The organism is Pseudomonas karstica, assembly GCF_009707515.1.
GTDB classification, from domain to species: domain Bacteria; phylum Pseudomonadota; class Gammaproteobacteria; order Pseudomonadales; family Pseudomonadaceae; genus Aquipseudomonas; species Aquipseudomonas karstica.
This window is the reverse complement of the sequence record NZ_WLYI01000004.1, coordinates 178,633-204,551: the sequence shown is the minus strand read 5'-3', so window position 1 is coordinate 204,551 and position 25,919 is coordinate 178,633. Positions and strand designations below refer to the sequence as shown.

Below are 25,919 nucleotides of genomic sequence, written 5' to 3'. Positions count from 1 at the left end.
TTCTTCGCGAGCAAGCTCGCTCCTACAGAGTGAGAGTGCACTGTCGGCTTTTGAGCTTTCAAGGGTATTACCATGTCCCAAGACCGTCGCTACAGTTTCGAGTTCTTCCCGACCAAGACCGATGCTGGGCATGAAAAACTGCTCGCCACTGCCCGCCAACTGGCCAGCTACAACCCCGACTTCTTCTCCTGCACCTACGGTGCCGGCGGCTCGACCCGTGATCGCACGATCAATACCGTGTTGCAGCTGGAAAGCGAAGTCAAAATCCCGGCCGCTCCGCATTTGTCTTGCGTGGGCGACAGCAAGGACGACCTGCGCAGCCTGCTGACCCAGTACAAAAGCGCTGGCATCAAACGCATCGTTGCCTTGCGCGGTGACCTGCCGTCCGGCATGGGCATGGCCAGCGGCGAGCTGCGCTACGCCAATGACCTGGTGAGTTTTATCCGCGAAGAGACCGGTGATCATTTCCATATCGAAGTGGCCGCTTATCCGGAGATGCATCCCCAGGCGCGCAACTTCGAAGACGACTTGCAAAACTTCGTACGCAAGGCCAACGCCGGCGCCAACAGTGCGATCACCCAGTACTTCTTCAACGCCGACAGCTACTTCTACTTTGTCGAACGTGTACGGAGCATGGGCGTGGACATTCCGATCGTGCCAGGCATCATGCCTATCACTAACTACAGCAAACTGGCGCGTTTTTCTGACGCCTGCGGCGCGGAAATCCCACGCTGGGTTCGCAAACAACTGGAAGCCTATGGCGATGACGTCAAAAGCATCCAGGCGTTCGGCGAACAGGTCATCAGTGAAATGTGTGAGCGACTGCTGCAAGGGGGAGCGCCAGGGCTGCACTTCTACACCCTGAACCAGGCTGAACCGAGCCTGGCCGTGTGGAACAACCTCAAGCTGCCCCGCTGACACCTGCCCCCCCCCTGCACCGCCGGCCCTTATTCACCCAGGGCTGGTGGCGCAATGGCGGGCCTGGGCGCCAAAACGGCCTTGTTACCCAAGCCTGTGCACACCGTTGAGCAGCAGGAAAGCAGCACACAGTGATTGCTCTGTTATACTGCGACCTTTCCGCCAGGCTTACGCCCGGACGCTTGGGTCTGCAAAAGACACCCGAACCCGCTACTGCGCAGCTTTCAGCCCGCGCGAGCCATCGAGGTGCCTGCCGCCCCCAGCAGGACCGGACGGGATTGCGTTCATCTAAACGCCATTCGCGCCAGGCAAGACTATCCCTCTGGGCCAAGCCCTAACTAAAACAGGATTACTCATGTCCTTTGCTTCCCTCGGTCTCTCCGAGGCTTTAGTCCGCGCCATCGAGGCAGCGGGCTATACCGAGCCTACTCCGGTGCAACAGCGGGCCATTCCCGCCGTGTTGCAAGGTCGCGACCTGATGGTTGCGGCACAGACAGGTACTGGTAAAACCGGCGGCTTCGCCCTTCCGATCCTGGAGCGGTTGTTCCCCAACGGTCACCCGGACAAATCCCAGCGTCATGGCCCGCGCCAACCACGCGTACTGGTCCTGACCCCTACCCGCGAACTCGCAGCGCAAGTGCATGACAGCTTCAAGGTGTATGCCCGCGACTTGAAGTTCGTCAGCGCCTGCATCTTCGGCGGCGTTGGCATGAACCCACAGGTTCAGGCCATGTCTCGCGGTGTCGACGTCCTGGTGGCCTGCCCGGGCCGCTTGCTCGACCTGTGCGGCCAAGGCAGCGTCGACTTGTCCCACGTGGAAATCCTCGTGCTCGACGAAGCCGACCGCATGCTCGACATGGGCTTTGTCCATGACGTGAAGAAAGTCCTCGCGCGCCTGCCGGCCAAGCGCCAGAACCTGCTGTTCTCGGCGACGTTCTCCAACGACATCACCGCCTTGGCGGGCAAGTTGTTGCATAACCCCGAGCGCATCGAAGTCACGCCGCCGAACACCACTGTCGAGCGAATCGAGCAACGCGTATTCCGCCTGCCGGCCAGCCACAAGCGTTCACTGTTGGCGCATCTGATTACCGCCGGCGCCTGGGAACAGGTCCTGGTCTTCACCCGTACCAAGCATGGCGCCAACCGCCTGGCCGAGTACCTGGACAAACACGGCCTCACCGCCGTCGCCATCCACGGTAACAAGAGCCAGAACGCGCGGACCAAAGCCCTGGCCGACTTCAAGGCCGGTACCGTGCGCATCCTGGTCGCCACCGATATCGCGGCCCGCGGCCTGGACATCGACCAGTTGCCACACGTGGTCAACTTCGAGCTGCCAAACGTCGATGAAGACTACGTACACCGCATTGGCCGTACTGGCCGCGCCGGTCGTTCGGGCGAAGCCATTTCCCTGGTGGCTCCGGACGAAGAGAAGCTGCTCAAAAGCATCGAGCGCATGACCAAGCAAAAAATCGCCGACGGCGACCTGATGGGCTTTGATTCCAGCGCCGTGGAAGCCGAGAAGCCGGAAGTGCGCGAGCGTCCAGACGTGCGCAATCCACGCAACCCACGTGGCCCCAAGGGTGATGGCCCGAACGGCGGCGGCGGCGGTGGCGGTCGTAAAGACAAGGGCAAGGACAAGGGTGGCAAGGACAAACCTGCCGCCGGCCGTGGCGAACGCCCGGCCCGTGAGCACAAGCCCCGTGAAGGCAGCCCGGCCCGCGAACAGCGCCAACCGAGCCAGCCACCACGCGCTGCCGCTGACCGTGCTCCGGACGAGTTCCTCGACGACGATGTGGATAACTTCGGTAACCGCGTTGACTACGTGCCCCAGGCCAAACCGGCCCAGGGCCGTGGCCGTCGTCCAGGTGCGCCAGCTCAGGGCGCAGGCGCAGGTGCTCCGCGCACCGGCGGCCAGCCACAAGGCCGCCAGAACGGCCCGCGCAGCAGCAACGGCTCCACCACTGGCACCCCGCCAGCCAAACGCAGCGGCCCACGCAACGGCGCACCGCGTGACGGCCAGGCCCGTCGCGAAGAGTCCCGCAACCGTCGCCCAGCCCGTGACGATCAGCCAAGCTCCTCGGAGCCGGCCGTGCAAAACCCGCGTGGAGGCCCAGCACCGAAGATCATCCATAAAGAGTCGAAAAGCGATCGGACCCTGACACCTGAGCAGTTGGACCAACTGCCAGGCCGTCCTCGTGGTGAAAAACCAGCGTTGCTGACTCGCAACCGCTGATTTTCAAAGCGTCATAAAAAATGCCCCGCATCGAAAGATGCGGGGCATTTTTGTGTGCGGGCGAAAATTATTTCGCTTTGACACCTTCCAGCGAGATGTCCAGATCCAGCGTTTGCGACGTTGGGCCTGGGCCCTTGATGCCGAAGTCATTCAGGTTAAGCGTGGTCTTGGCGTTGAAGCCTGCACGTTCGCCACCCCATGGATCCTTGCCTTCACCGTTGAAAACAGCCTTGAATACTACTGGCTTGGTCACGCCGTGAAAGGTCAGGTCACCGGTCACGTCAGCAGTTTTCTCGCCAGTGGTTTTAACACTGGTGGAGACAAACGTGGCTTGCGGGTACTTGCTCACGTCCAGGAAGTCTTTGCTGGCAATGTGCTTGTCACGCTCGGCGTGGTTGCTCCACAGGCTAGCGGTTTTCAGGTCAACTGCGATTTTGCTGGCTTCAGGCTTGGCTGCGTCCCAGCTGAACGTACCGTCAAAATCCTTGAACGTACCGTGGATGAAACTGTAGCCCAAGTGGCTGATTTTCCAATCAACGAAAGCGTGCTGGCCTTCCTTGTCGATTGTGTAATCAGCAGCCATCACCTGACCGGCAGTCAGCAGGGCAGAACCGATGGCCAGAGCGGCAAGAGTCTTTTTCAACATGCTTTCTATTCCTTGTGAGTCGAGGTTGAACATCAGGCTTTGCGGCCCAGCATACGAGCCAGGGTCGCGTCACGATCGATAAAGTGGTGTTTCAACGCAGCCACGCCATGCAAGCCGGCGAAGACCACCAACACCCAGGCGAGGTACAGGTGCACCACACCGGCGGTGTCTGCCTGGTCCGGTAGCCCGGAAACCACGGCAGGAATTTCAAACAGGCCAAACACCGGGATCCCGACACCGTCTGCGGTGGAAATCAGGTAACCGGCAATCATTACGGCAAACAGTCCCAGGTAAAGGAATGCATGGCCAAACGCAGCACCCAAACGGGTCAAGCGGCTATAGCTGGCAAGCGGTGGAGGTGGCGGGCTGAGCAGGCGCCAGACGATGCGTAACAGCATGATGGCGAACAACGTGATGCCTATGCTCTTGTGCAGGTCGGGAGCGTCTTTGCGCCAGGCGCTGTAGTAGTCGAGACCGACCATCCACAAGCCCAAAGCGAACAAACTGAACACAACCAGGGCCACGCCCCAGTGCATGACAATGCTGACCCAGCCGTAGCGAGCCGATGAATTACGTAGTTGCATGTACCCAATCCCGTAAGAGCTGCGCCCAAGACTAGCGGTTTACCTATCGAATTAAAGCGGAAAATTTTGCTTTGAAATATCGAGAAAATCGATCTAGAGCCTATGGAGGTGTGGTTAAGGAAAGATTAACAATTTATATAGGCCAAAATTGTAGGAAAATACTTTAAAACCTCGGCGCCTCAAACGTACGTCATGGGTTGTTCCCCGTCCGCGTATTGCATAGGCTTGCGCGATTGTTTTACCGCACACGTTGCGGGCCGCTTCGAGGAGACTGATGATGGGATTGAATAACCAGTGGATGCAACGCGACCTGGCGGTGCTGTGGCATCCCTGCACCCAGATGAAAGACCACCAGCAACTGCCCCTGGTCCCGATCAAACGCGGTGAAGGCGTCTGGCTGGAAGACTTCGAAGGCAAACGCTACCTCGATGCCGTCAGTTCCTGGTGGGTCAACGTGTTTGGCCACGCCAACCCGCGGATCAACCAGCGCATCAAGGATCAGGTGGACCAACTGGAACACGTGATTCTCGCCGGCTTCAGCCACCAGCCAGTGATCGAACTGTCCGAGCGCCTGGTGCAAATGACCCCGGAAGGCCTGACCCGGTGCTTCTATGCCGATAATGGCTCATCGTGCATCGAAGTCGCGTTGAAGATGAGCTTTCACTACTGGCTCAACCGCGGCCAGCCGAACAAGAAACGCTTCGTCACCCTGACCAACAGCTACCACGGCGAAACCATTGCCGCGATGTCGGTGGGCGACGTGCCGCTGTTCACCGAAACCTACAAGGCCTTGCTGCTGGACACCATCAAGGTGCCGAGCCCCGACTGCTACCTGCGCCCCGAGGGCATGAGCTGGGAAGAACATTCGCGCAACCTGTTCCAGGCCATGGAGCAGACCCTGGCCGAAAACCACGACACCGTCGCCGCCGTGATCGTCGAACCGCTGATCCAGGGCGCCGGTGGCATGCGCATGTATCACCCGGTGTACCTCAAGCTGCTGCGCGAGGCCTGTGATCGTTATGGCGTGCACCTGATCCACGATGAAATCGCCGTAGGTTTCGGCCGCACCGGCAGCATGTTCGCCTGTGAACAGGCCGGCATCCGCCCGGATTTCCTCTGCCTGTCCAAGGCATTGACCGGTGGCTATCTGCCCCTGGCGGCGGTGGTCACCACCGAGGATGTCTACAGCGCCTTCTACGACGACTACCCGACCCTGCGCGCCTTCCTGCATTCCCACAGCTACACGGGCAATCCTCTGGCATGTGCGGCGGCCCTGGCGACCCTGGACATCTTCGAAGAAGACAACGTCATCGAAAACAACAAGGCACTGGCCCAACGAATGGCTACAGCCACCGCACATCTGGCGGATCACCCCCATGTGTCGGAAGTGCGCCAGACCGGTATGGTGCTGGCCATCGAAATGGTCCAGGACAAGGCCACCAAGACCGCCTACCCGTGGCAGGAGCGCCGTGGGCTCAAGGTGTTCGAACATGCCCTGGAGCGCGGTGCGCTGTTGCGACCGTTGGGCAGCGTGGTGTATTTCCTGCCGCCTTACGTGATCACGCCAGAGCAGATCGACTTTTTGGCCGAGGTGGCCAGTGAAGGGATTGATATCGCCACCAACAGTAAAGTCAGCGTGGCCGTGCCAAAAGACTTCCACCCTGGTTTCCGCGACCCCGGCTGAATACCGCCCCCCCTGTAGGAGCGAACTTGCTCGCGAACGTATTCCAAGCGCATCGCGACGTCGGATGTACCTTTTTCACGAGCAAGCTCGCTCCTGCATAACCTTTCCAGAGAACATAAATGAGACTGTCGCGCTTTTTCACCGACACCCCGCTGAGCATTGGCGACCACGAGCTACCCGAAGCCCAGGCCCACTACATCAGCCGCGTATTGCGCATGAGCGAAGGCGACGCTGTGCAGTTGTTCGATGGCTCCGGCCAGGAGTTTCGTGGCAGCCTGCTGGAAGTCGGTAAAAAGCGCGTGATGGTACAACTGACGGAAAGCTTCGCCGGGCCAGTCGAGTCCCCGCTGCACATCCACCTTGGCCAGGGTTTGTCCCGGGGCGAACGGATGGACTGGGCGATTCAGAAAGCCACGGAACTTGGGGTCAACGAAATCACCCCGATCTTCAGCGACCGCTGCGAAGTCCGCCTCAAGGACGAGCGCGCCGACAAACGCCTGCAGCATTGGCGCCAGGTAGCGATCAGCGCCTGTGAGCAATGTGGTCGTTCAACGGTGCCGGTGATTCACCCACCGCAGTTGCTGGCGGACTGGTTGAAACAGACCCAGGCGGATTTGAAGCTGGTGCTGCACCCGGTGGCCGAACCGTTGGTCAGCCATGCAAAACCTGTGAGCCTGGCGTTCCTGATCGGGCCTGAAGGTGGATTGACGGATGGGGAAGTCGAGATGGCGCAAGGTGCAGGTTTTCATTCGGCCCGCCTGGGCCCACGGGTACTGCGCACCGAGACCGCGCCCGTAGTGGCATTGGCAGTAGCCCAACAGCTGTGGGGCGATTTCTAACCCTGATCATTCCCACGCTCCGCGTCGCACCTTGCGCAAGGCTTGAGCCGTGCGCGTATGGCGGAACGCAGAGCGTCCCAGGAGACATTCCCACGCGGAGCATGGGAACGATCAAGCGAGCGGGCCCTGGGCTATTACTCCACCGGATCACTCACAGGCTTGGCAATAATCGCTTTCAACTCAGGGGTCATCGGAAACTCCAGGTTCAAGCCTTTCGGTGGAATCGGCTGTTCAAACCAACGCTGGTAAATCTCGTTGATCTCCCCCGAGCGGTACAAGCCCGCCAGGGTTTCATTGACCACCGCGAGTAATTGCGGGTCGTCCTTGCGCACCATGCAGCTGTAGATTTCCCGGGACTGCTCCTCACCCACCACTACCCACTTATGCGGATCCCTGGCCTTGGCACGCTCGCCATAGAGCAGGGCGTCATCCATGTAGAACGCCACCGCCCGCCCGGACTCCAGCATCTGGAAGGCTTCGCCATGGTCTTTGGCACTGATCACGGACATATTGAGCTTGTGATCGACGTTATAGCTTTTGAGGAACCGTTCGTTGGTAGTACCCGCCGTGGTGACCACGTTCTTGCCTTGCAGGTCGGCGAAGCGCTTGATGCCGCTGTCCTTGGCCGTCAGCAACTGGCCCTTCACGTAGATAAACCCGTAGGAGAACGACACCTGCTTTTGGCGCTCGGCGGTAACCCCCGTGGAGCCGCATTCCAGGTCCACGGTACCGTTCTGCACCAGGGCAATGCGGGTCTGGGACGTCACCAGGTTGTACTTCACGTTGAGTTTCGGCACGCCGGTTTTCTGTTGGATACCCTCGACAATCTTGTTCGCCAGGTCCACGGAGTAGCCCATGGGTTTACCCGTGTGATCACCCACATAGGAAAACGGTACCGAAGCATCGCGGTAGCCGAGGGTAATGCTCTTGGCGTTGGCGATCTTGCTCAACGTGCCTTCCAGTGGTGCTTCGGTGGCATGGGCCTGAGCCCCTAGCAACAGCCCCAGGGTGCAGCCGATCAACGTGATTTTTTGCATTGTTATTCTCCGTTGGTTTTTATTATTCAGGCGCGGCGAGCAGCGATAACGCTGATTTCCACCAGTACGTCCGGGCGCGCCAGCTCCGCTTGCAGGGTGGTACGGGTCGGCGCCCTATCCGGCGAAAGCCAGGCTGACCAGACGTCATTCATCGGCGCAAAACCGTCCTGGATATTTTTCAGGTAGATGGTCGCATTGAGCAGATGATCCTTGTCGCTGCCGGCCTCGGCCAGCAATGCATCGATCTTGGCCAGGACTTCCTGGGTCTGGGTGCTCACATCACGCCCCTCCCCCGGGACCTGGCCGGACAAAAACACCAGATCCTGAAAAGTGACGGCGCCAGAGAGCCGGTTGTTGCCGTTGATTCGAGTAATGGTCATGGGTCAATCCTCAGGCGGCGCGGGGAGCGAGGCCCTGCATATCAATGGAGGGGGAGTGTTGGCCGATCAGCTCGGCCAACAGTTGGCCACTACCACAGGCCAGGGTAAATCCCAACGCACCATGGCCCAGGTTCAACCACAGGTTGCGATAGGCACTGACACCGATCAGCGGCACACCGCTGGGGGTGGCCGGGCGCATGCCGGCCCATTCAATCGCCTGTTCATAATCGCCGGCCAACGGAAAAGTCTCACGGGCCTGGCGCTTTATCAGGGCCAGGCGCTTGGGCTCCAGGCGCGGGTCGAAACCGACAATGTCCACCATCGCCGCCACCCGCAGTTGTTCACCGATGCGAGCGTAGACAATCTTGCGGTCGTAGTCGGTGATACTGACACCCGGCGCCTGGTGCTGTTCGCCAATCGGCACGCTCAGGCTATAGCCCTTGAGGGGGTACAGCGGCAGCGACACGCCGGGCAAGGCCAACTCGACGCTACGGTGACCGGCCGCCAGCACCAAATGCTCCACCGGCAGCACTTCGGCGCCCAATTCAATGGCTTGCACACTGCCGTTGGCATGACGAATGCCGGTTACCTTGCTCCCCAGCCGAAACGTGCAGCGCCCCGATGCCCGCAACCTGAGTGCCAGTTGCTGGCAGAAGCCGTGACAGTCCGCCACTTCTTCATTGGGCGTGTAGATGCCGCCGACAAACTCGCTGCCACTCAAGGCCGGCTCCAACCGGGCACAGTCCGCTGCCGAGAGCACGTGTTGTTGCAGGCGATCCGTCAGCTTGTGCCGTGCATGTTCGAACGTACCGTGGTTACGAAAGGTCACCAGCTTGCCGTTGCGCCGCCAATCAAAACCTTCCAGGGCGTCTTCCTGACGCCAGCGTTGCAACACGTCCTGGCTCAGGCTGGCCAGCCGCAGCAAGTGCCCGGTATTGCGCTGGTTGACTGAGGTGCGACAGGCGTTGAGAAAGGAGGCCATCCAGCGCCACTGTGCCGGGTCCAGGCGCGGGCGCAGCTTCAACGGCGAGTCGCCCCGCAACAGCCAGCCGATGGCTTGCAACGGTACACCTTTGTCGGCCAGGGGCGCGACGTAGCGATAGGACAATTGGCCGCCGTTGGCGAAACTGGTTTCGCTGCCCAGGGTTTCCCGCGCTTCGACCACCGTCACCTCGCAACCCGCACGTACCAGGGCGTAAGCGCTGGCCAGGCCGATAACCCCGCCTCCGATGATGCAAACCTGCCGAGCCATATCAGTCCTTAAGCCGCGTGTAATCAGGCTTGAAGATTAGGCGTAGGTGACAACCGCTGGACAATGAATAAAGATGGGTTACCCATAAACAAAGGTTATGGACTCATCATGCGCTTGCGACATATCGAAATTTTCCAGGCCATCCGCCAAACCGGCTCCGTCAGCGCCGCCGCGCAATTGCTGCACGTCTCGCAGCCAGCAGTGAGCAAGGTTCTGCAACATGCCGAATTGCAGTTGGGCTTTCCACTGTTCCTGCGTGTACGCGGCAAGCTGCAGCCCACCCCGGAAGCCCTTGCCCTGGAGCAGGAAGTCGACAAGGTGACCGAGAGCTTGCAAGGCGTACGACGCCTGGCACAGAACCTGAGGCGCGCCCCCGGCCAAAGCTTGCGTGTCGGCGCCACACCGGCGCTGGCCCTGTCGCTGCTACCGCCGGCCATTCGCGAGTGGACCCAACGCTATCCGGACATCGCCTGTGAGCTGTCCAGTGCCCACAGCCGTGAGCTGGTGCAGAACCTGTTGATGCGTGAGATGGATGTGGCACTGACGCTCAAGTCGCCGGATCATCCTGGCCTGAACGCTCAGGTTTTGGCCCATGGAGTGCTGGTGGCGCTGGCGCCACGGGGTTACTGGCCAGAGGCCGAACTAGGAAAACCGCTGCCATTGATGGCCCTGGCGGATGCGCCGCTGATTGGCCTGTCCAGCGCCGACCCGCTGGCGGCAAAACTCGACAGTTACCTGGAAGCCGTCGACCCACCACCACGGGTCAGTATCTCGGTGCAGACCTATTCACTGGCTCGAGCAATGGTCGAGTCTGGTGCGGGACTGGCGGTGATCGATCCGTTTACGGCACTGGGTGCATCAACGGCGACCACCTGCATTCGCCCACTGGCGCCAGCACTGCCCATCACTTTGTACGCGCTGACCCGCGCCGATGAGGCGCCGCCGCATATGCTGGCCAGCTTGCTGGATATCTTCGGCACCCGGGCGCAGGAGCAGTTGGATCGGTTATAGACGACAAATCGCCTTCACAGCACGTAGCGCATGATCGCCACAAAGTGCAGCAAGCTCCCACCGATCACGAACAGATGCCAGATCCCATGGGAGTGTCGCAGCCGGTCCTCCAGGGCAAAGAAAATAATGCCCACGGTGTACAGCACCCCGCCCAATGCCAGCCAGGTAAATCCCGTGGTGCCTAACCCGGCGATCAGCGGCTTGACCGCCACCAGCACGATCCAGCCCATCACCGCGTAGATCACGATCGACAGGATTCTCGCCTCGGAACGTGGCTTGATCTCCTGCAAGATACCGATCACCGCCAGCCCCCAGACAATCCCGAACAGCGTCCAGCCCCACGGCCCGCGCAAGGTCACCAGGCAAAACGGCGTGTAACTGCCAGCGATCAGCAGGTAGATCGAGAAGTGATCGACCTTCTGCATAATCGCTTTCTTGCGCCCGCGCACGCTGTGGTAAACCGTTGATGCGCTGTACAGTATCAACAACGTGACCCCATAAATCGCCACGCTGACAATCTTCCAGGGGCTGCCGTCCAGGCTGGCAACCACCAACATCCACACCGCGCCGACAAACGCCGCGACCGCCCCAAGCAAGTGGCTCCAGGCGTTGAACCGTTCCCCGTGATACATGCGTCACTGACCTCCCATCGCAATTACTACTTGGCTGCGCATTGCCGGACAAGGCTCCAGCCTTGCACGCGATAGTGCAAGACCGTTGTGACGCCTGTGAGCGCGGATCCGCTACATGACTGGGAGCTGGCTGGTTTTAGGGGCACAATCGACAGCATTCGAACAAGAGTCACGCCCATGCTGATTGACGAAGAATTCACCCTGAAGAAGCTGGAAATCTTCCTGGCGTTCATGCGCACTGGCAACCTGGCCCGAGCTGCCGCCCAATTGCAGACCAGCAACGTCAGCGTGCACCGGGCGATTCACTCCCTGGAAAACGCCTTGCGCTGCCCATTGTTCAAGCACGAGGGCCGCAACCTTACCCCGCTGGAAAGCGCCTACGTACTCGAAGAGCGCGCCCAGAAACTGATTCAGGATGTGGTCGACAGCGTACGCCTGACCCGTGAAGCCGCGGGGTTCTCCGCCGAACGGTTCAAGCTGGGCTCTCTGTATTCACTGACGGTGAAGACCGTGCCGCAACTGATCATGGGCCTGAAAATCCGTCGCAGCGAGCTCAACATCGACCTGATTCTCGGCTCCAACTTCGACTTGCTGTACAAGCTCAAGAACATGGAAGTGGACGCGATCCTGATCGCCCTGGACGAGCACACCCACGACCCTGATTGCGCACAGATCGCACTGTTTTCCGACGACATCTACCTCGCCACCCCCGCCGACTCACCCTTCGACCGCGAGCAGGCAATCGACCTGGCCGATGTGCGCGAGGCCACCTTCATCACCCTGACCCAAGGCTTTGCCACCCATCAGGATGGCAGCCGTGTGTTCAAGCAGGCGGGCTTCGAGCCCAAGGTGGCGATGCAGGTCAATGACATCTTCACCCTGCTGAGCATGGTCAGCTCCGGGGTAGGTTATGCACTGCTGCCGGGACGGATTGCGGCAGTGTATGAGAACCGGGTGAAGCTGATCCCCCTGCAACCACGCTATCGCTTGCAGCAACATATTGGCGTGGTGTTTTTAAAGGCCAAGGAGCGGGACCCGAACTTGCTGGCGTTGCTGGCGGAGTGCCGGATGTATGCCAATCGGCAGGTGTGACACTGATCAATGATCAAGAACACCTGAAGGCCTGGTTTTCTGTAGCCGCTGTCGAGGCACGAGGCTGCGATAAGGGCCGAAGGACCTTCAACGGTTTCAACATCCTGGCGACTCCTGCGCAGCCGATCGCAGGCTGCGCCAGCGGCTACAGGTTTTTACCTATGACTGTCGCAGGAGCATTCAACAGAAATGATAACGCTAGCCCACCAACCCCCGCATGATCAGAAACAATAACGACGGCCCAAGCAAACAGCCCAGCGCCGTGTAAAACGCCGCCGTCAGGCAACCATACGGCACCAGTTTCGGATCGGTCGCGGCCAGCCCGCCGGCCACGCCGCTGGAGGTGCCCATCAATCCACCGAAAATCACCGCGCTACGCGGGTTGTTCAGGCCAATCAACGGCGCCACGAACGGTGTCATCACCATCACCAAAATAGCCTTGATCAACCCGGCGGCAATGGACAGCGCCATGACCTCGGAACTGGCTCCAATAGCAGCGCCCGTCACGGGCCCGACGATATAGGTAACAGCACCTGCGCCGATGGTGGTCAGGCTCACGGCATCGGTGTAGCCAAACGCCATGGCTACACCCACTCCGGCGATAAACGATGAACCAACGCCCACAAACAACGCCAGCACCCCGACGTACCCGGCCCTTTTGAGCTCATCGACACTTACACCAAACGCCGTGGCCACAATCGCGAAGTCTCGCAGCATCGCACCACCGAGCAAACCGATCCCCGACAGCAACGGAATGTCCACTACGCCTTTTGAGCCACCGGTAAAGGCTCCGCCGATATAAGACAGGACCAACCCCAGCAAAATCGCAATGGCCGAACCATGCAAGCGACCCTTGGTGAAGGTATCGGACATCCAGTAAGAGACCCACATGGTCAGCCCGACCACCGCAAACCCGCTGATCAAGCCATAGCCGGTGATCACTTTCATCATTGATTCATACATGGCAATCACCCCGCAGTCTTGGTGGGAACAACGGAATCCGGCTCGCTGTTACCGATCCTGACCAGCACAGGCACCAAGGCGAATGCCACCACTACAGCGGTAGTCCCGGCGAGAATCGCCATGGGGCCGCCACTGATCGCACCGTAGACGTTCTGCTGGGCAGCCATCGCCACCACAATCGGAATATAGACCGCCGACCAGAAGCTGACGCCCTGCTCCGACTTGCCGACAAACAAGCCCCGCTTGTTCAGGTAGCTGCCCAACCCGATCAACAGCAACATCGCAATACCCACCCCGCCGACGTTGGCCGGGATACCCATCCACTTGCCCAGCAACTCGCCTATAAACAGGCCTGCCAACGTACAGAACGCAAGAAACGCCACACCGTAAATAATCATGCTGGTTATCCTCAAAGTGCTTCATCGAAATTGTTGTTTTTGTGCTTCGAAAGCCTTGGGTGATGCTTTATCGGTGGTGGTCTCCCTCCTCTCGCAGCAGGGCCTGCAAGGTATCCAGGCGGGCGCCCTCGTATGCGATGACGGTGCCTTGTTCAAATACACGCCGCGCCAGGCCGCTGAGCACAGCACCCGGGGGCATCTCGATCTGCAGGCGCACGCCACGCTCATAAGCGCCCTGCACGGTGCCGCGCCAGTCGACGATGCGGCACATGTTGAAAGCCAGGTCATCACGCAGTTGCGCGGGATCGCGGATCGGTCGCGCGCGGGTGCTGCTCAGGTAAGTGATGCCTGGAGCCTTGAGCGTGACCTTTGCGAAGGCTTCGGCCAAGGCTTGCGCAGGTTGCTCCAGCAGCGCGCAATGGGACGGCACACTGACGGCCAGCCGCTTGGCAATGCCGCGGCCTTTGACTCGGTTTGCGACAAGCTGCATGGCCTCATCGCTGCCGGCGATCACGGTCTGGTTATCGGCGTTGATATTGGCCAGGTACACCGGGGTTTGCGGGCTGTGGATTTCTGTCAGCAAGGCCTCCACTATAGGTAACTGCAGGCCGATAAGAGCGGTCATGCCGTAGCCTTGTGGATACGCCTGCTGCATCAGTTCGCCGCGCAGGCTGACCAGCTTGAGCGCATCCGCAAAGTCCAGCGCGCCAGCGATCACCGCTGCCGGGTAGGCACCAATGGACAAGCCCGCCACGTAGTCCGGGGTGTGCTGCAGCAATCGGGCATGGGCCACGCCGGCGATCAACAGGCATAGTTGCACGGCGCGGCTGCTCGCCAAGGCTTGCGCAGAGTCGAGCTGACAGACGTCTTCACCCAATGCATCACTGGCCTCTTCCAGCGCACGTGCGGGCAGTTGCTGGAGCATGCCCGAACGTTGGGCGCCTTGCCCCGGGAAGACCAGAAGGCTGCTCATGCCACGGCCTGCCACGGATCGAGAACCAGGTGCGCACCGCCAGAGGTTTTCAGGAGCACCCGGCGTGAGGGGCCGGCCCATTCACGCAAGGCGACGGCGCCAAAAAGGGTTTGCAGTTGCATGTCGACGACGCACACCGCTGTGTCCAATATGGCCAGGAGATCCTCTGCATCGCCTCGATCCAGCCGCTGGGGCGTGCGCAGAATCAAATCCAGATCACTCTGGGCATGCAGCACTTCGATGCCGCTGGCCAACTCGAAACCGGCACTGCCGGTGACGCCCCAGTTTTCCTTCGCCAACACAGGGCGCAGTTGATCTAGCGCCCGCAACGCCGGTAAATCCCGTGGCGAGATCACGCCACACAGGGCTTCCGGCACCACTCGCCGCCGCACTGCCGTCACCGGCATCACCGCCGCAAAACGCTGCTCACGCAAACGCCCGCGCACGCCCACCGCCACGTGACCCGGTTCGGCGATGGCACGGCGCACCACCACCGGGTGACCGGCGCTGATCACGTCCAGCACCCAGGCCGGAGCGTCAGCGGGCACATGCGCCGGGGTCATGCCCCAGAGCAAGTCATGGGCGTTCACCATTGCTCCCGCAGCAACTGGCGAACATGGCTGGAGGCAGCGCGATTGGTCGCCCCCAGGCGAGCGCTCAAATCACGGCCAGAGGCCTGTACATCCTTGATCGCCTGCACCAGGCAAGCGCTCACCCGCTCCAGGTCATCCGCGGTTGGCTGTTCAATCTGCTTGACGGTCAAGGTTTCCCACAGCAAACCCAGGCTGGCGAAACTGTCGATGTCATAGGCCATGGGTGGCACGCTGGCAGCCAGGGCTTCCAGCTCTTCGACGCTGCGCAAGGTCACTCGCGCCGCCGAGGCCTTGCCCATCGCATGGACCATCACCCCGGGATCGCGCAACGCGATCAGACGGTTGGCTTGATAACCGTGGGCAAGGAACGCACCGGACATGGCCTTGCCCACCAATAACCCGATCACCGGGTGACCGGCCAATCGCGCGCGGGCATAGCTGTCGGCAGCGCCAGCCAGGGCTTGATGAATCCCCAGGGCTTCCTCACGGCGACCATAAGCCTGGCTGGGTACATCGACAATGGCGATCAGCGGGCGTTTGTCGCCCGCCTCAATCATGTCATCGACCGCTTTGGCCAGGCCCCAGCCTTCGAGTAACCCGACCTCACCGTTGCGAGCGCGCGAGAAGCGATTTTGCGGATCGGTGACCACGGCAATGAAGCGCACCTGTTGCCCATCGAGCATGCCATCGGCGACTTTCAGCGAATCCGGCAAGCCATCTACGGCCACCGCGCCGACACTCAATGCGTTGAACCACTGTAACCCTCTCATGAGCGTTCTCCCTGATACAGCTCGCGAACCGTCGCCGGGTCGATTTGCGGTTCGACGTCAAGCACCGCCAGGCGCTCCAAATAATATTCGGCCTGGCGACTGCGCTGTTTTTCCGGCAAGCCTTGCTGCAACAGCCCAGTAACTTGCTGCCGAATCTGCGCCACATCGTCCGCCACGTACCGGTCGACCAGGCCGCTGGCAAAGCGTTGTTCGCCACCGGTCAGGCTCCAGATAAAGGGCCGGTCGCGGGAGTCGTACTCTTCGAGTCCGGCTTCCTGTTCGATCACTTGCGGGCCATTGAGTCCGAGCCGGGCTTCGCGGGTTACCAGCAGGTAACTGCACAGGCCCGCCGCAATCGACATGCCGCCGAAACAGCCGACACTGCCCGCCACCACGCCGATCACCGGCTGGTACTGACGCAGGTCGACAATCGCTGCGTGGATATCGGCGATGGCAGCCAAGCCCAGGTTGGCCTCCTGCAAGCGCACGCCGCCCGTTTCCAGCAGCAGCACGGCGCGAGTGGGAATGCCTTTTCGGTTGTCTTCAGCTGCCAGCTCCAAGGCACCAGCGATCTTTGCACCGCCGACCTCACCGAGGCTGCCACCCTGGAAGTTGCCCTCGATGGCTGCAATCACTACCGGTAAACCGGCGATGCTGCCCTTGGCGATCACCACCCCGTCATCGGCCTGGGGAACAACACCCTGGCGGCTCAACCACGGCGACATGACCCGCTGGAACGGGTCGATCAGCTCACGGAAGGTGCCAGTGTCGAGCAACGCCTTGGCCCGCTGTCGGGCGCCCAGTTCGACGAAGCTGTGTTTTGCACGCAAGTCAGTCATGACCGATCTCCTCGAAGCCTTGCTCCAGCCGCAAGCGCACCACGCCTGGCGTCGCGCCGAAGTCGTGGATATCGATGTTCAGTGCCGGTGGCGTCTGCTCCCGGAAAATCCGCTCGAACAGATGCTGCCAACGTTGCTGCGCACCATTGACCGATGTCTGCACCTGGATCGTCAGTGTTCCGGCAATGCCTGGTTCCAACAGCACTTCCAGGTCACCCGAACCGACGCAACCCACCAACGCCCGGCCCTTGGCCGGCTGCCCGGCAGGGAATTCAAAGGATAAGGTTTCCATCAAGACGCTCCATCGATGCGGTCGATAAACAGGCAAGCGGCCAACAAGTCGGCAGCACCACCCGGGGAGGCATTCAGCGCCAATAGTTGTTGGTCCAGTTCATTTAGCTGGCGGCGGCCGTCCAGGCTGGCGCTACCGCCAGCCTCAAGGACTGCCTGCGCGCCCTGTTGCATGGCCAGCAGGCCCTCGGGCCCGGCGCGATAGAGCACGCAGGTGTCGGCCAGTCCGGTCATGATCGCCAGCAAGGCGTCAAGACGGGCGTTCTGTTCGCCGTGTTGCTGCAAGCGGCTTTTTTTCAGTTGCGGCAAACCGCGTTGCAGTACGGACGGGAAGCCCAATTGCGCCTCTTCACGAGCACCGCGCGCGCCGTAGCGTTGAGCGACTTGGGCACCGTGGCTGAAGGGTTGCGGGGCGTAGCGGTCGTTGAGCAAGGCCAGCTTTGCGGCGCGCAGTGCCAAGGCACTGGCCGTGCTGGATTCAGGTGCCAGCGCCGCAGCGGCCACCAATAATCCAAGTGCCCAGATCGCCCCGCGATGGGTATTCACCCCACCTGTGGTGGCGAGCATCGCCTGTTCACCTTCACGACCGAGGCGGCCGAGGGCTTCGCGCAGGGGCAAACCCACCTCGCCCAATTCGATTGCAACTTCAGCCATTTCCTTGAACGCCGGCCATAGGGACAACGCCGACGCGTGCATCAGGCCCAGGTGCAGATCGCTATGGGCGCCGTTACCACGTCGGTCGACCAAGGCGGGTTTGGGCGACAGGTCGGCTTCATCGAGCAACGCGTCTACCGCCAGGTCGGCCAGGTGTTCGGCCAGGCTCAGGTGGGGCAATTTAAGTGCATGCATTTACCAGCTCCTGAACTTGGCAGGCGGGTTGTACAAGCCACCGGACCATTCCACCAGATCGGCCACGCTTTTGGCCGCCAGCAGTTCGCGGGTGGCATCGGTGCGACGGATACCGAGGTCTTCAGGCAAGGCGATCAGGCCTTCACGGCGCATGCGCGCGGTGTCCTTGGGGTTGTGACGCAAACCAATGGCAGTGACCCCGGCCACGGCGGCGATCATCGCCTGACGCTCTTCCAGGGATCGGGCCTTGTACAGGTAGGCAATGCCTTCTTCGGTGAGCAAGTGGGTAACGTCATCGCCGTAGATCATGATCGGCGCCAGGGGCATGCCGCTTTTACGTGCCACCTCCACAGCATCGAGGGTTTCGACGAAGGTTGGTTTGCCACCTTCCTGGAAGGTCTCGACCATTTGCACCACCAGTTTCTTGCCCCGTTCGAGCAAAGCCTCTGGGGCATCGTCGTGGCGCATGTCGAGCCAGGCGGGCGTGGCATGGCGGCGACCGCGCGGGTCGTGGCCCATGTTCGGCGCACCACCAAAGCCGGCGAGGCGACCACGGGTCACGGTGGAAGAATGACCGTCGCCATCCACCTGCAAGGTGGCGCCGATAAACAAGTCCACGGCGTACTGGCCCGCCAATTGGCAGAACATTCGGTTGGAACGCAGGGAGCCGTCGCGGCCGGTAAAAAATACGTCCGGGCGGGCGGCAATGTAGTTTTCCATGCCCAGTTCGGTGCCGAAACAATGCACGCTCTCGACCCAACCGCTTTCAATCGCGGGAATCAAGGTGGGATGCGGATTGAGGGTCCAGTTGCGACAAATCTTGCCCTTCAGGCCCAGGGATTCACCGTAGGTCGGCAGGATCAACTCGATGGCGGCGGTGTTGAACCCGATACCGTGATTGAGGGACTGGACGTTGTGCTTCTCGTAGATACCGCGGATCGCCATCATCGCCATCAACACATGCACCGGCTTGATGTGCCGGGGGTCGCGGGTAAACAGCGGCTCGATGTAGAACGGCTTGTCGGCCACCACCACAAAATCGACCCAGGAGGCGGGAATATCCACCCGGGGAAGGTCGCTGACGTCGTCCACCAACTGGTTGACCTGGACGATGACAATGCCATCGCTGAACGCCGCAGGCTCGATCAATGCCGGGGTATCTTCGGTGCTGGGCCCGGTGTAGATATTACCGGCACGGTCGGCCATGAAACCGGCGGACAGCACCACGTTGGGGATCAGGTCCACCACCAGCCGCGCATAGAGTTCGATATAGGTGTGAATCGCACCGACTTCCAGCAGGCCATCTTCCAGTAACTGGCTGATGCGTAGGGATTGGGTGCCGGCAAAAGAAAAATCCAGCTTGCGGGCGATGCCCTTTTCAAACAGGTCCAGGTGCTCGGAACGGCCGACACTGGGCATGATCATGTGCAAATCGTGAAGCTTGGCCGGATCGGCCTTGGCCAGGGAACGCGAGAGGAAATCCGCCTGCTTCTGGTTATTGCCCTCCAACACCACCCGGTCGCCGGGCAGGATCAGCGCTTCCAGCGCCTCGACGATTCGCTCACCGGGCAACACGGCGCCATCGGCAAACGAGCGCACTAACGCCAGCCGACGTTGCTTCTCATCGCGCCGCCGCGTCCAGCGCGAGTCGGGGGTCATTGTTGTTGTCATGGTCGCTCCACGGGTTCGCTGTCGTGGGCTGTACCATAGGAGTGAATGAGGGGGGTATCAATCAAGCCGGGTGACGAACTGTTCCGGTTTAGGTAATGAATATTCAATGAATGCAGTAGATTTCAAGCCAAACCCTAAAGGCCTGTTCCTACACTCCTGAAAAAGGTGGCAGCTGTACGCAGGTGTGCAAGGCCGGGCATATCGGACCCGGCAGACCTGAAGGCCTCCCCGCACATTTGCGATGACCGACGAAGACTAGGCGCGAATGTAGCCCAGCCACAAGTTCATGCATTGCGCGGTTGTGGCTGTCGATGCAGAGCAGCTACGACTTGTGGCAAGCCGAGCATCGCGAGCAGCCGCCGATTGAGCGCTTTGCCCGGATTAAGTGAGACTGTCTCCTAAGCCAGCCCAGACTCTACCAACAACGCTTCCAACCCCATCAAGTCCGGTACCTTTGCCACATGTTCGCCCACTTGCACCGCCGCCAGCTCCAGTGTGCACAGCGGCACATCCACATAACTCAACTGGCTATCGACTTTGTAAGAGCGCGGAATATCCTGGATCACCAGCGCAATAAATTTCAACGTCGCCCGCCCGCCCAGGGTATTGAGCACCACGATCCGCGCCCGCTCCCCCACCACGCTCGTACTACCACACGTCGCCTCGAAACTGATCAATGGCAATTGCCGATCCCGCCATATGATCTGTCGCAGGTACCACGGCGGCGCATCACTGGCCGGCTCGCCGCGTTGAAAGTCGATCAATTCGGCCACTGCGACGTTGGGCAACAGCAGCAGGCGGTCAGCCAAGGGCAACAACAACCCGGTCAGTTGACTGGCGCTATGGTCAAGCATGAAGCGTGCTCCAGTAGGCGATGCTTTCCAACAACACCGACTCCTGATACGGCTTGCCGAGGTAGTCGTTGACGCCGATGGCCATGGCGCGGTCGCGGTGTTTCTGACCGCTGCGGGAGGTGATCATAATGATCGGCAGCGCTTTGAGGCGCGGATCGTTGCGTACCTGGATCGCGACTTCAAAACCATCCATGCGCGGCATTTCGATGTCCAGCAGCATCAGGTCCGGGGTGTGTTCTTCAAGGACGGCGATGGCATCCAGGCCATCCTTGGCAGTGATGACACTCATCCCGTTACGCTCCAGCAGGCGGCTGGTAACCTTGCGTACAGTGACCGAATCGTCCACCACCAGCACCAGCAGCGAGCGCTGTTGTTGGGGGTCGTTGACGCTGGTCGGCGAACTCACCACACGCTTGGGCACAGCTGGTTGCAGCGCCCGCAAGTGGGCCAGCAGGTCGATAATCAGCACTACCCGGCCATCTCCGAGAATGGTCGCTCCGGTCAAGCCCTGGACCCCGGCAAATTGCGGACCAAGCCCCTTGACCACAATCTCGCGGGTGCCGGCCATGGCGTCCACCTGGACGGCGATGCGCCGCTCGTTGCAGTGCACCAGCAGTACCGGCAGCGCTAAGCTCTGGCCCAGTAATTTCGGGCGAGCGACGGTGTGCAGCAGTTCGCCCAGGTAATACAGTTCGTAACGTTGCCCGGCGTATTCATACTGGGGCGGATCCAGCTGGTAGTGCCCCTCCAGCTCGTTGGGCAGCACCCGCACCAGGCCCTCGATGGTGTTCAGCGGGATCGCGTACTGATCATCCGCACACTGCACCATCAGCGCCCGGTTGACCGATACGGTGAACGGCAAGCGAATGCGAAAGTGCACGCCCACACCGGGCGTGGAGTCGATGACCATCGAACCACCAAGCTGGCGCACTTCCTCATGCACCACATCCATACCCACGCCACGCCCAGATATCTGGGTGATTTTTTCGGCGGTGGAAAAGCCCGGCTGCAAGATGAACTGGAGCACATCGCGGTCACTGATCTCCAGGTCGGGGTCCAGCAAGCCCCGCTTGAGCGCCTTGCGCCGCACCGCATCCAGGGGCACGCCAGCGCCGTCGTCGCGCATGTCGAAAACGATGTCGCCACCTTCATGAGTCAGGTCCAGGCTGATCCGCCCCCTTGAAGGCTTGCCCGCCGCCAACCGCACTTCACGAGACTCCAGGCCATGGTCGACGGCGTTGCGCAGCATATGTTCCAGGGGGGCGACCATACGCTCAAGGACATTACGGTCCATCTCCCCTTCGGCATTGCCCACCACAAACTCAACGTCTTTGCCCAACTCCTCCGCCACTTGCCGCACGATGCGCTTGAGTCGCGGCAGCATGCGCTCGAACGGCACCATGCGCGTACGCATCAGGCCTTCCTGCAATTCAGTATTGATCCGTGCCTGCTGCTGTAGCAGGGTGTGGGCGTCCTGGTTGCGGAGCTCGAGGGTTTCCTTGAGATCCAGCAGGTCAGAGGCCGATTCGAACAAAGCCCGCGACAACTGCTGCAACTGCGAATGGCGATCCATTTCCAGCGGGTCGAATTCTTCATAGCCCAGGCGCTCAGCCTCCGCCTGCTGGCGGCTGAGGATGCGACCCTGGGTTTCGGTATCAAGGCGCCGCAACTGGTCACGCATCCGTTCGATGGTGGTTTCTACCTCGTTGAGAGCGATGCGTGCATCGTTGACTTGCTGTTCGATACGCCCCCGAAAGTTCGAGGTTTCCCCGGCCAGGTTGACCAGGTCGTCCAGCAGCTCGGCGGAGATTTTCACCATGTCGGCGGCCGGATCATTGACCGGTGCAGCCTCGGTTTTCGCCCCGGCAAGCCCTGTGGGTGCGACCTGAACCTCGCTGGGGTGGACCAGGCTCTTGATGCGTTCGATCAAGCGCTCGACGGAACCGACCGGCATCCCCGCCACCACCGCATCGACCATCTGTGCCAGCCGGTCGTGACAACCTTGCAACAGCGCAAACAATTCCGCAGACGGCGCCAGTAAACCCGTCGACAGGCCTTCGTAGAGAAACTCCAGCTCATGAGCCAAGTCGCCGATGGGGCCGATCTCGACCATCCGCGCGCCGCCCTTGAGGGTATGCAGGTCCCGCAGCAGGGTTTCCACTTCCTGACGACTCGAAGGTTCAGCCTGCCAGCGCACTAGAGCGGCACTGGAGCTATCGAGAATGTCGGCGGCTTCTTCGAGGAAAATCTCCAGCAGTTCAGGATCGCTGCCCGTGGCCTCGGGCGACACGGGCGGCGCAACTTGCCCGGTAGTGTGGCGCAGTTCGCGCAGGTGGCTGATCAACTCGCTCGAATCGCTTAGCGGTTGCTGGTGCTGCAGTTGCTCCAACTGCAGCGCCAGTTCCTCGTGGCTGGCCATCAAGGCCTGCGCCAGCCCGTTGGAATAGCTGTAGCGACGGTCCACCAACCCTTCGTAAAGAGTTTCCAGTTCCAGCGCCAAGTCACCCACTGGGCCGATTTTGGCCATGCGCGCGCCACCCTTGAGGGTGTGCAAGTCCCGTTGCAAGGACGACAGCGGCGCCGGGCTGCCGGGATCCAACAGCCAACGCTTGAGGGACTGCCCGGCGCTGTCGAGGATGTCTACCGCTTCCTCAAGGAATATCTCGACAATGTCGTCATCCACCGCCGTCTCTTGCCTCAATTGTGCGGTGGCTTCTCCCAGCTCGCTGATGCTCAGGGCCCGGCTGCCATCGCTCTTGATCAGGCCTGTGGCGGACGGTTCGAGACCTTCACCCAGCAACTCGCGCAATGCTCGCACCCGCGCCGGCGCAACGCTGATCTCCTGTCCTGCGGCCAGTTGATCAAGCATGCTGATCAGCGCCTCATGGGCCTGTTCGGCCTCATGAAAAAACCGCTCACTGACCGCCAGGCTGCTCTCCTCCACCGCACCATAGAGGTCAAGCAAGGCTTCGCAAAGCTCGTCCATCGGGTGCAGGTCGGCCAGGTGCGCGCCCTCGCCCAGGGTGGTCAATTCATCCAGCAGCGCACTGAGTTCCTGGCGCTCACCGGAGTGCTGCTGCCAGCGGCGCAGCAGGCTTTCTGCGTCCAACAGGATATCCATGCCCTGGGCCAGGAAGCTGGCGATCAGTGGTGGATCGTGCTTGATCCGAAGGCCCGTAGTGGGCGCGTTGAGCAGCGCTTCCAGTTGGTTATCCAAGCGGTCTTGCGTGCGCTCGATCAAAGCCTGTGCGCCGCTGATCGGGGCGTCCGGGGTACAGTCCAACTGACCCACGCCACGCTGGAACAGCACTTGGGCTTCCCGTAGCAATTGGATCTCATCCAGGCCCAGTGGCAGGCGATGGGCCTTGTATTCACGGGTCAGTTGATCCAGCGGTCGCGCCAGCTCAGCGATGGGCAATACACCGGCCATGTAGGCACTGCCCTTCAGGGTATGCAGGGCCCGTTGCAATTCATCACTGACTTGCAGGGGGATATGTTCGGTGGCCTGGCACAGAAAATGATTGAGGCTGTCGAGATGGCTCAGGGCTTCGTGGCGAAAAATGTCCAGCAACAGCGGGTCCAGGACCGACGGGGCTTCCTCGGTTTCTTCGAGGACCACGTCCCGCAGCTCATCGTCCGTATTTTCCTCTACGAGAGACGGCAGTTCCTGACGCCAGGACGGTTCGGCCGGCAAGTAACCCAGTGCCTCCAAGCCCTGGGTGGCCACGTCCAGCACTCGTTCGCCAGGGGCGTCATGATCCAGCAGCATGCGTTCCAGGTAGTACTCAAGTGCGGTGAGCACATCGGCAAAATGCGCGAGCTGTGTTGGTGAAGGCGCCGTCGCGTTGACCATCAACTGCTCGTCGACATAATCATTGCAACCGCGCATCAGGTTCGCCGCACGGGGCAATGGGATCATCGCCAAGGCGCCGCGTACCTGTGTCAGCAATTCGGGCAGCGACTCCAGGCGCTGTCGGTCCCACTGGGCTTCTATACAGTCGATGATCAGCTCTTTGGCCTGCTTGAGGCACTGGCATGATTCCCTGATGACAAGCTGGTGGATCTGGGTCAGGTCAGTGGTGGGCAGACGGCTTTCTTCGCGGCGCTCCGGCTCGACGGTGCCGACCATTCCGGCCAATGTCGCCTCGACGTAAAGCAAGGCTCCAGCCACATCCATCAACACCGCATCATTGGGTTCACGCAGCCCTTGGGCCAGGCCTAGCACCACCGCCAGTTGGTCGATGATCACTTTGCGCGGCTGGCCGAATCCCAGTACCGCCAGGGTATCGGCGATTTGCCGCAGGGGTGCCAGGAGGCTGTCGAGTTCGCTGGCGTGCTGGCGGTCGCTGCGCACGAACAGGTCCAGGCGCTCCTTGACCCGCACCAACTCCTCGCAGAGCGCGCCGAGCACCGAGCCCATGGCATCGCGGTCGGGGCCGGCCAGGCGGGCGCGCTCGGCATCCACCACGGCGCTATCGGGCAGTGCTTCGTCGAGGCCATAACGTTCTTTCAGGCTTTGCATGCGCGGTGTCGGACGGGTGACTTTGGCGATGTAGAACAGCAGGCTTTTGAGCAACTCATCGGGTGCCGGCTGGTTGATGCCGCCAATACCCTGGGCCTGCAGGCGCTTGAGTTCCTTGTCACAGGCCTTGAGCAAGCTGCGCAGGGCCGGGCTGTTGGCGATGACTCCCGTGAACATGCCCTCCACCAGTGCCGAGGTCACTTGCCACAGCGCCAGCAATGGTGCGCCTTGGCACAGGGCTTCGAGCTGGGCGAAGAGCCGCGCCATATCGTCCAGGTTGCTGGGGCCATGCTCTTCTCGTAACAGCCCGGCCAGGGCCTGTTGCAACATATGCCGCCATTGGCGCAGCAGCTCGGGAAAATCGTCCGGCGTGCGCTGGGCCAAGATGTCGTCGGGCAGCGCAGGCACCACCAGCAACTGCGGGCTGAACAGGCTGGTTTCCGAGAGCAGGCTTTCACCCCGCGCGCTGCGCAGATCGTTGAGCAGCGGCAATACCACCAACGGCAGGTCGCGGCGGGCGCTGTGGACGCGGTCCAGGTACAGCGGAAGTTGTCCGAGGGCTTGCTGCAACAGGCGCAAGCCCTCGTCGCGCTGGCTGACACGCCCGGCCTGCAACGCCAACACCAGGTGTTCGATTTCTTCGGCCAGCAGCGCCGCGCCATAGAACTCGACCATCAACAGGCTGCCATGGACCTGATGGACGCACTCAAGGCACAGGTCAATCGCGTCCCTGCTCGCATCATCGATGAAGGCGTCCAGCGCCGAACGAGCCTGCTTCAGAGTTTCGGCGATTTCGTCTTTGACCCATTCGAGGGCGACGTAGTCGTGCCGGTCAACCATAACTGCTCCCGTTTGAATTCATTAGCTGATGAAGGTGATTCCCCCTCG

Annotated in this window: 23 protein-coding genes and 1 pseudogene; 7 read left to right on the top strand and 17 right to left on the bottom strand. The window is 61.0% G+C overall.

Annotated features, from left to right (window positions below):
* Positions 1-72 precede the first annotated feature (72 nt).
* Entirely contained in the window at positions 73-918 is an 846-nt protein-coding gene (gene metF, locus GIR22_RS04965; protein ID WP_154742237.1) for a methylenetetrahydrofolate reductase [NAD(P)H], read from the top strand.
* Positions 919-1,273: 355 nt separating this feature from the next.
* Positions 1,274-3,151 carry an RNA helicase RhlE2 gene (rhlE2, locus tag GIR22_RS04960; protein WP_154742236.1) on the top strand — a complete coding sequence of 626 codons (1,878 nt, stop codon included), beginning with the start codon at positions 1,274-1,276 and terminating at the stop codon, positions 3,149-3,151.
* 67 nt (positions 3,152-3,218) lie between these two features.
* On the opposite strand, the gene GIR22_RS04955 is transcribed toward rhlE2, so the two are convergent.
* Both GIR22_RS04955 and GIR22_RS04950 read right to left on the bottom strand, forming a co-directional pair.
* Positions 3,219-3,797, bottom strand: coding sequence for a YceI family protein (locus GIR22_RS04955; RefSeq protein ID WP_154742235.1), 579 nt, complete (start codon positions 3,795-3,797; stop codon positions 3,219-3,221).
* Between the two features lie 32 nt (positions 3,798-3,829).
* Positions 3,830-4,381 (bottom strand): cytochrome b, encoded by a 552-nt coding sequence (locus GIR22_RS04950; protein WP_154742234.1) that lies wholly within the window; start codon positions 4,379-4,381, stop codon positions 3,830-3,832.
* 277 nt (positions 4,382-4,658) lie between these two features.
* Here GIR22_RS04950 and GIR22_RS04945 point away from each other — a divergent pair, with 277 nt between their 5' ends.
* Complete coding sequence (locus tag GIR22_RS04945) at positions 4,659-6,065, top strand: adenosylmethionine--8-amino-7-oxononanoate transaminase (RefSeq protein ID WP_154742271.1); 1,407 nt, start codon at positions 4,659-4,661, stop codon at positions 6,063-6,065.
* A 119-nt stretch (positions 6,066-6,184) separates the two neighbouring features.
* Positions 6,185-6,904, top strand: a complete 720-nt coding sequence (locus tag GIR22_RS04940; protein WP_154742233.1) for a 16S rRNA (uracil(1498)-N(3))-methyltransferase — start codon at positions 6,185-6,187, stop codon at positions 6,902-6,904.
* A gap of 134 nt (positions 6,905-7,038) precedes the next feature.
* On the opposite strand, the gene GIR22_RS04935 is transcribed toward GIR22_RS04940, so the two are convergent.
* The 3 genes from GIR22_RS04935 to GIR22_RS04925 are packed head-to-tail and all read right to left on the bottom strand — an operon-like array spanning position 7,039 to position 9,573.
* Positions 7,039-7,941, bottom strand: a complete 903-nt coding sequence (locus GIR22_RS04935) for a transporter substrate-binding domain-containing protein (protein WP_154742232.1) — start codon at positions 7,939-7,941, stop codon at positions 7,039-7,041.
* A gap of 26 nt (positions 7,942-7,967) precedes the next feature.
* Positions 7,968-8,321, bottom strand: coding sequence for a RidA family protein (locus tag GIR22_RS04930; protein ID WP_154742231.1), 354 nt, complete (start codon positions 8,319-8,321; stop codon positions 7,968-7,970).
* Positions 8,322-8,331: 10 nt separating this feature from the next.
* Complete coding sequence (locus tag GIR22_RS04925; RefSeq protein ID WP_154742230.1) at positions 8,332-9,573, bottom strand: D-amino acid dehydrogenase; 1,242 nt, start codon at positions 9,571-9,573, stop codon at positions 8,332-8,334.
* A 108-nt stretch (positions 9,574-9,681) separates the two neighbouring features.
* On the opposite strand from GIR22_RS04925, the gene GIR22_RS04920 reads away from it, so the two are divergent.
* Positions 9,682-10,584, top strand: a complete 903-nt coding sequence (locus GIR22_RS04920) for a LysR family transcriptional regulator (protein WP_154742229.1) — start codon at positions 9,682-9,684, stop codon at positions 10,582-10,584.
* Between the two features lie 14 nt (positions 10,585-10,598).
* Here the strand turns inward: GIR22_RS04920 and trhA are convergent, their stop codons facing one another.
* A complete protein-coding gene (trhA, locus tag GIR22_RS04915; RefSeq protein ID WP_154742228.1) occupies positions 10,599-11,216 on the bottom strand; it encodes a PAQR family membrane homeostasis protein TrhA in 618 nt (205 codons plus the stop codon).
* A gap of 177 nt (positions 11,217-11,393) precedes the next feature.
* Here trhA and GIR22_RS04910 point away from each other — a divergent pair, with 177 nt between their 5' ends.
* A complete protein-coding gene (locus GIR22_RS04910) occupies positions 11,394-12,308 on the top strand; it encodes a LysR family transcriptional regulator (RefSeq protein ID WP_154742227.1) in 915 nt (304 codons plus the stop codon).
* A gap of 198 nt (positions 12,309-12,506) precedes the next feature.
* Here the strand turns inward: GIR22_RS04910 and madM are convergent, their stop codons facing one another.
* The 9 genes from madM to mdcA form a co-directional block, all read right to left on the bottom strand.
* Positions 12,507-13,271 carry a malonate transporter subunit MadM gene (gene madM, locus GIR22_RS04905; RefSeq protein WP_154742226.1) on the bottom strand — a complete coding sequence of 255 codons (765 nt, stop codon included), beginning with the start codon at positions 13,269-13,271 and terminating at the stop codon, positions 12,507-12,509.
* A 5-nt stretch (positions 13,272-13,276) separates the two neighbouring features.
* Positions 13,277-13,669, bottom strand: coding sequence for a malonate transporter subunit MadL (gene madL / locus GIR22_RS04900; RefSeq protein WP_154742225.1), 393 nt, complete (start codon positions 13,667-13,669; stop codon positions 13,277-13,279).
* A gap of 67 nt (positions 13,670-13,736) precedes the next feature.
* The gene (gene mdcH, locus GIR22_RS04895) at positions 13,737-14,642 is read right to left on the bottom strand and encodes a malonate decarboxylase subunit epsilon (RefSeq protein WP_154742224.1); all 906 of its coding nucleotides are present in this window, start codon (positions 14,640-14,642) and stop codon (positions 13,737-13,739) included.
* On the bottom strand, positions 14,639-15,235 hold the full coding sequence (locus GIR22_RS04890; RefSeq protein ID WP_154742223.1) for a malonate decarboxylase holo-ACP synthase: 597 nt from the start codon (positions 15,233-15,235) through the stop codon (positions 14,639-14,641). Before GIR22_RS04890 ends, mdcH begins: the two co-directional genes overlap by 4 nt.
* Positions 15,229-16,005 (bottom strand): biotin-independent malonate decarboxylase subunit gamma, encoded by a 777-nt coding sequence (gene mdcE, locus GIR22_RS04885; RefSeq protein WP_154742222.1) that lies wholly within the window; start codon positions 16,003-16,005, stop codon positions 15,229-15,231. Before mdcE ends, GIR22_RS04890 begins: the two co-directional genes overlap by 7 nt.
* Positions 16,002-16,844 (bottom strand): biotin-independent malonate decarboxylase subunit beta, encoded by an 843-nt coding sequence (locus GIR22_RS04880; RefSeq protein WP_154742221.1) that lies wholly within the window; start codon positions 16,842-16,844, stop codon positions 16,002-16,004. Before GIR22_RS04880 ends, mdcE begins: the two co-directional genes overlap by 4 nt.
* Complete coding sequence (locus GIR22_RS04875) at positions 16,837-17,136, bottom strand: malonate decarboxylase subunit delta (protein WP_154742220.1); 300 nt, start codon at positions 17,134-17,136, stop codon at positions 16,837-16,839. Before GIR22_RS04875 ends, GIR22_RS04880 begins: the two co-directional genes overlap by 8 nt.
* Positions 17,136-17,984 (bottom strand): triphosphoribosyl-dephospho-CoA synthase, encoded by an 849-nt coding sequence (locus tag GIR22_RS04870; RefSeq protein ID WP_154742219.1) that lies wholly within the window; start codon positions 17,982-17,984, stop codon positions 17,136-17,138. The genes GIR22_RS04875 and GIR22_RS04870 overlap by 1 nt, the downstream gene beginning before the upstream one ends.
* Positions 17,985-19,655 (bottom strand): malonate decarboxylase subunit alpha, encoded by a 1,671-nt coding sequence (gene mdcA / locus GIR22_RS04865; RefSeq protein WP_154742218.1) that lies wholly within the window; start codon positions 19,653-19,655, stop codon positions 17,985-17,987.
* 293 nt (positions 19,656-19,948) lie between these two features.
* On the opposite strand from mdcA, the pseudogene GIR22_RS04860 reads away from it, so the two are divergent.
* Positions 19,949-20,044 (top strand): annotated as a pseudogene (locus tag GIR22_RS04860) (HigA family addiction module antitoxin); the annotation flags it as partial.
* A 9-nt stretch (positions 20,045-20,053) separates the two neighbouring features.
* Here the strand turns inward: GIR22_RS04860 and GIR22_RS04855 are convergent.
* Together GIR22_RS04855 and GIR22_RS04850 are read right to left on the bottom strand one after the other, a co-directional pair.
* Positions 20,054-20,509: a chemotaxis protein CheW gene (locus GIR22_RS04855; RefSeq protein ID WP_154742217.1), complete on the bottom strand. Its 456-nt coding sequence runs from the start codon at positions 20,507-20,509 to the stop codon at positions 20,054-20,056.
* Positions 20,502-25,871, bottom strand: a complete 5,370-nt coding sequence (locus GIR22_RS04850; RefSeq protein WP_154742216.1) for an Hpt domain-containing protein — start codon at positions 25,869-25,871, stop codon at positions 20,502-20,504. Before GIR22_RS04850 ends, GIR22_RS04855 begins: the two co-directional genes overlap by 8 nt.
* Between the last annotated feature and the right edge of the window lie 48 nt (positions 25,872-25,919).

What these genes read in the sequence shown, in the direction of transcription:
- metF (WP_154742237.1), top strand. Translation starts at nt 73, where the DNA reads ATGTCCCAAGACCGTCGCTACAGTTTCGAGTTCTTCCCGACCAAGACC.
- rhlE2 (WP_154742236.1), top strand. Translation starts at nt 1,274, where the DNA reads ATGTCCTTTGCTTCCCTCGGTCTCTCCGAGGCTTTAGTCCGCGCCATC.
- GIR22_RS04955 (WP_154742235.1), bottom strand. Translation starts at nt 3,797, where the DNA reads ATGTTGAAAAAGACTCTTGCCGCTCTGGCCATCGGTTCTGCCCTGCTG.
- GIR22_RS04950 (WP_154742234.1), bottom strand. Translation starts at nt 4,381, where the DNA reads ATGCAACTACGTAATTCATCGGCTCGCTACGGCTGGGTCAGCATTGTC.
- GIR22_RS04945 (WP_154742271.1), top strand. Translation starts at nt 4,659, where the DNA reads ATGGGATTGAATAACCAGTGGATGCAACGCGACCTGGCGGTGCTGTGG.
- GIR22_RS04940 (WP_154742233.1), top strand. Translation starts at nt 6,185, where the DNA reads ATGAGACTGTCGCGCTTTTTCACCGACACCCCGCTGAGCATTGGCGAC.
- GIR22_RS04935 (WP_154742232.1), bottom strand. Translation starts at nt 7,941, where the DNA reads ATGCAAAAAATCACGTTGATCGGCTGCACCCTGGGGCTGTTGCTAGGG.
- GIR22_RS04930 (WP_154742231.1), bottom strand. Translation starts at nt 8,321, where the DNA reads ATGACCATTACTCGAATCAACGGCAACAACCGGCTCTCTGGCGCCGTC.
- GIR22_RS04925 (WP_154742230.1), bottom strand. Translation starts at nt 9,573, where the DNA reads ATGGCTCGGCAGGTTTGCATCATCGGAGGCGGGGTTATCGGCCTGGCC.
- GIR22_RS04920 (WP_154742229.1), top strand. Translation starts at nt 9,682, where the DNA reads ATGCGCTTGCGACATATCGAAATTTTCCAGGCCATCCGCCAAACCGGC.
- trhA (WP_154742228.1), bottom strand. Translation starts at nt 11,216, where the DNA reads ATGTATCACGGGGAACGGTTCAACGCCTGGAGCCACTTGCTTGGGGCG.
- GIR22_RS04910 (WP_154742227.1), top strand. Translation starts at nt 11,394, where the DNA reads ATGCTGATTGACGAAGAATTCACCCTGAAGAAGCTGGAAATCTTCCTG.
- madM (WP_154742226.1), bottom strand. Translation starts at nt 13,271, where the DNA reads ATGTATGAATCAATGATGAAAGTGATCACCGGCTATGGCTTGATCAGC.
- madL (WP_154742225.1), bottom strand. Translation starts at nt 13,669, where the DNA reads ATGATTATTTACGGTGTGGCGTTTCTTGCGTTCTGTACGTTGGCAGGC.
- mdcH (WP_154742224.1), bottom strand. Translation starts at nt 14,642, where the DNA reads ATGAGCAGCCTTCTGGTCTTCCCGGGGCAAGGCGCCCAACGTTCGGGC.
- GIR22_RS04890 (WP_154742223.1), bottom strand. Translation starts at nt 15,235, where the DNA reads ATGGTGAACGCCCATGACTTGCTCTGGGGCATGACCCCGGCGCATGTG.
- mdcE (WP_154742222.1), bottom strand. Translation starts at nt 16,005, where the DNA reads ATGAGAGGGTTACAGTGGTTCAACGCATTGAGTGTCGGCGCGGTGGCC.
- GIR22_RS04880 (WP_154742221.1), bottom strand. Translation starts at nt 16,844, where the DNA reads ATGACTGACTTGCGTGCAAAACACAGCTTCGTCGAACTGGGCGCCCGA.
- GIR22_RS04875 (WP_154742220.1), bottom strand. Translation starts at nt 17,136, where the DNA reads ATGGAAACCTTATCCTTTGAATTCCCTGCCGGGCAGCCGGCCAAGGGC.
- GIR22_RS04870 (WP_154742219.1), bottom strand. Translation starts at nt 17,984, where the DNA reads ATGCATGCACTTAAATTGCCCCACCTGAGCCTGGCCGAACACCTGGCC.
- mdcA (WP_154742218.1), bottom strand. Translation starts at nt 19,655, where the DNA reads ATGACAACAACAATGACCCCCGACTCGCGCTGGACGCGGCGGCGCGAT.
- GIR22_RS04855 (WP_154742217.1), bottom strand. Translation starts at nt 20,509, where the DNA reads ATGCTTGACCATAGCGCCAGTCAACTGACCGGGTTGTTGTTGCCCTTG.
- GIR22_RS04850 (WP_154742216.1), bottom strand. Translation starts at nt 25,871, where the DNA reads ATGGTTGACCGGCACGACTACGTCGCCCTCGAATGGGTCAAAGACGAA.